Genomic DNA, 308 nt, shown 5'->3' with positions numbered 1-308 from the left:
CCACGCTGCTGGTGCGCACCCAACTGCCGACCCCGTTGCGCTGAATCAGGTACTCGCGGGTGATTGCGTCGTAGAAACCGTTGATTTCGGGGATGTAGTAGTATTGCCGGCCCGCTGGGATGGCTGGGCCCCAACTGGGCTTGGTGGCTGCGGCAGCTTTGTTGTACTTGGCTTGGTAGGCGTCGTAAAGGGTCCAGGGCTTAGCGCCAACGTAATCCATGACCACGGGGTGGAAGCTGGCCGTGCTGGTGGCCACGCTGCTGGTGCGCACCCAACTGCCGACCCCGTTGCGCTGAATCAGGTACTCG

General features: G+C 62.3%; 1 protein-coding gene. It reads right to left on the bottom strand.

Features of this window, described 5'->3' with window-relative positions:
• Positions 1–308, bottom strand: a 308-nt coding sequence (locus GM79_RS25305; RefSeq protein WP_035558567.1) for a hypothetical protein, incomplete at both ends; no start/stop codon positions are given.

This window comes from Hymenobacter sp. IS2118 (assembly GCF_000715495.1).
GTDB lineage: Bacteria > Bacteroidota > Bacteroidia > Cytophagales > Hymenobacteraceae > Hymenobacter.
The sequence above is the reverse complement of the archived record's forward strand: the minus strand, read 5'-3'. Positions and strand labels throughout refer to the sequence as shown.